3 protein-coding genes are annotated in these 2064 nt (G+C 61.3%); 2 read left to right on the top strand and 1 reads right to left on the bottom strand.

Translation table 11 applies throughout. From position 1 onward, the window contains the following. Positions 1-110: 110 nt before the first annotated feature. On the bottom strand, positions 111-320 hold the full coding sequence (locus QZY03_RS07200) for a hypothetical protein (RefSeq protein WP_295579591.1): 210 nt from the start codon (positions 318-320) through the stop codon (positions 111-113). Here QZY03_RS07200 and QZY03_RS07195 point away from each other — a divergent pair. Both QZY03_RS07195 and QZY03_RS07190 read left to right on the top strand, forming a co-directional pair. Continuing rightward, the gene (locus tag QZY03_RS07195; RefSeq protein ID WP_295579589.1) at positions 319-1206 is read left to right on the top strand and encodes a formate/nitrite transporter family protein; all 888 of its coding nucleotides are present in this window, start codon (positions 319-321) and stop codon (positions 1204-1206) included. The genes QZY03_RS07200 and QZY03_RS07195 overlap by 2 nt on opposite strands. Before the next feature lie 428 nt (positions 1207-1634). Next, on the top strand, positions 1635-2064 hold a 430-nt coding region (locus QZY03_RS07190), incomplete at its 3' end, for a type IIL restriction-modification enzyme MmeI (RefSeq protein ID WP_367268207.1).

The following is a 2064-nucleotide window of genomic DNA, read 5'->3' as shown; positions in this document are numbered from 1 at the left end:
TGAGGATGGGCATCGCTCTCGCTCTGCCCATCCTACCGGGAGGCCCGGCCCCATCAGTTCTGATCACACCCGGGCGACGGCCTTGTTTGTCGTCCTCGCAGTCGCTACCATCATTGCAAGCGAACGGTGTCGGCCGCTCGCGTACTGTATCCGTCATCCGCCGTTCCACGCAGGTTTTTGCTGGAAAACCGGATTGAATCGGGGTTATTCATGTGGTCGATCGCCAGCTTCAGGTATCGATCGTGTACGTCAATATCATGAAACATGCCCCGTTGGTCGAGGATCGGTTGCCGATTCCATTGGGGCGGGATGGCAAGCATGTCGGATCTCTCAGAGTCGGGTGTTTACCCCGCGGCGGCGACGCTGCCGCTCACTTTCGATGACCGGTTGTCCAAAGAGGTCGAGGAGTTAAGCGAAGAAACCGGCGTCAAGAAAGCCAACAATCCGCCGCTGACCACCTTCGTGCTCGGGATACTGGCCGGCGCATTCATTGCGTTCGGTGCCTATTTTGCCGTCATCGTGTCGACCGGTGCAGCGGATGTCTGGTACGGCGGCATCCAGTTGCTCAAAGGGATCGCCTTCTCGATGGGCTTGGTGCTGGTCATTGCCGGCGGGGCTGAGCTCTTTACCGGGAATATCCTCATCGTCATGGCCTACGCGAGCCGTAAGGTCACGCTCCGGCGCATGCTGCGCAACTGGGGTCTGGTCTTTATCGGCAATTTCGTGGGCGCGGTGGGGACGGCGGTGTTATTGATCCTGACCGGGGTCTACACCTCGGCCGGCGGCGATCTGGGGGTTGCCTCACTGAAGATCGCGGCAGCGAAGGCCGCGCTGGACCCGGGTGAAGCCTTCTTCCGCGGTATCATGTGCAACGTCCTGGTGTGTATCGCCATCTGGGTGGCGCTCACCGCCCGGACGATCGGCGGCAAGATCGCCGCGCTGACCATGCCGATTGCGATGTTCGTCGCGGCCGGATTCGAACACTGCGTCGCCAACATGTTCTTCTTGCCCTATGCGCTCTTGCTGTCCTGGTGGGACCCCGGATTCGTCGCGAGCGTCGCCGACCATGTGCCTCATCTGGATGCGCTGACCTGGTGGAATTTCCTCTACGGCAATCTCACCTTCGTGTCGCTGGGCAATATCGTCGGCGGGGGCGGTTTTGTGGGGATGGCGTACTGGGTGATCTACAAGTATTTGCCGCGATAAGTCACAAGTCAGAATTGTCGTTGTCGTTGTCGTTGTCGTTGTCGTTGTCGTTGTCGTTGTCGTAATCGTAATCGGATAAGCGATTCTAACCTTGGCACGAGTAGCCGAAACGAAGCGGTGCGAGCGCATCCTCGCGAGGATTATCAATTCGATTACGACAACGACAACGAGCGACACGCCGAAGGCGTTTCCGAATGGACTTGTGAAGCGCAGGAGATTCCCAGGGACAAGCATCCCGACCGCGCATGCCGGTGGCCTGTAGGCGCCGCTGTACGGGCCGCTGTAGGGGCCGCTGTAGGGGCGACTTCAGTCGCCCCGACACGTCGGTAGGTCCGTCCGTTCCCGGAATTCACCTGAGAGTCATTCTTGCCCGCCCAGAATTCCACGGCTAACATCCCGGCAACGCATCCTCAGGTACTCCCAACGACATGGACGACGACCCCAGCACGCCGCCCCCTGACCTGGACGATGCCTTCGCGGCATCGGACGACACCCCGCCGGCGGCGATCGAGGCCTTCATCAGCCGCTGGCAGCACGCCAACGGCACCGAACGCGCCAACTACCAACTCTTTCTCACCGAACTGTGCACCCTGTTGGATCTGCCGCAGCCGGAACCGGCGCGCGAGGATCACCAGGACAATGCCTACTGCTTCGAACGCCGGGTCATCTTCCAGCACGGTGACGGCAGCCGGAGCCAGGGGTTCATCGATCTCTACCGCCGCACCTGCTATGTGCTGGAGTGCAAGCAGACCGGGCTCGGGCTCGACACCACCGGTTGGGACAAGGCTATGCTGCGCGCCCATGGTCAGGCCGTGCAGTATGCCCGCGGCCTGCCTGCCGCCGAGGGCCGGCCGCCCT

Origin of the sequence: uncultured Lamprocystis sp. (assembly GCF_903933125.1) — a bacterium.
Lineage (GTDB): Bacteria > Pseudomonadota > Gammaproteobacteria > Chromatiales > Chromatiaceae > Thiodictyon.
This window is presented reverse-complemented; position numbering and strand designations above follow the sequence as displayed.

Coding starts and splice junctions, on each gene's coding strand:
- QZY03_RS07195 (WP_295579589.1), top strand. CDS start 319: ATGTCGGATCTCTCAGAGTCGGGTGTTTACCCCGCGGCGGCGACGCTG.
- QZY03_RS07200 (WP_295579591.1), bottom strand. CDS start 320: ATGCTTGCCATCCCGCCCCAATGGAATCGGCAACCGATCCTCGACCAA.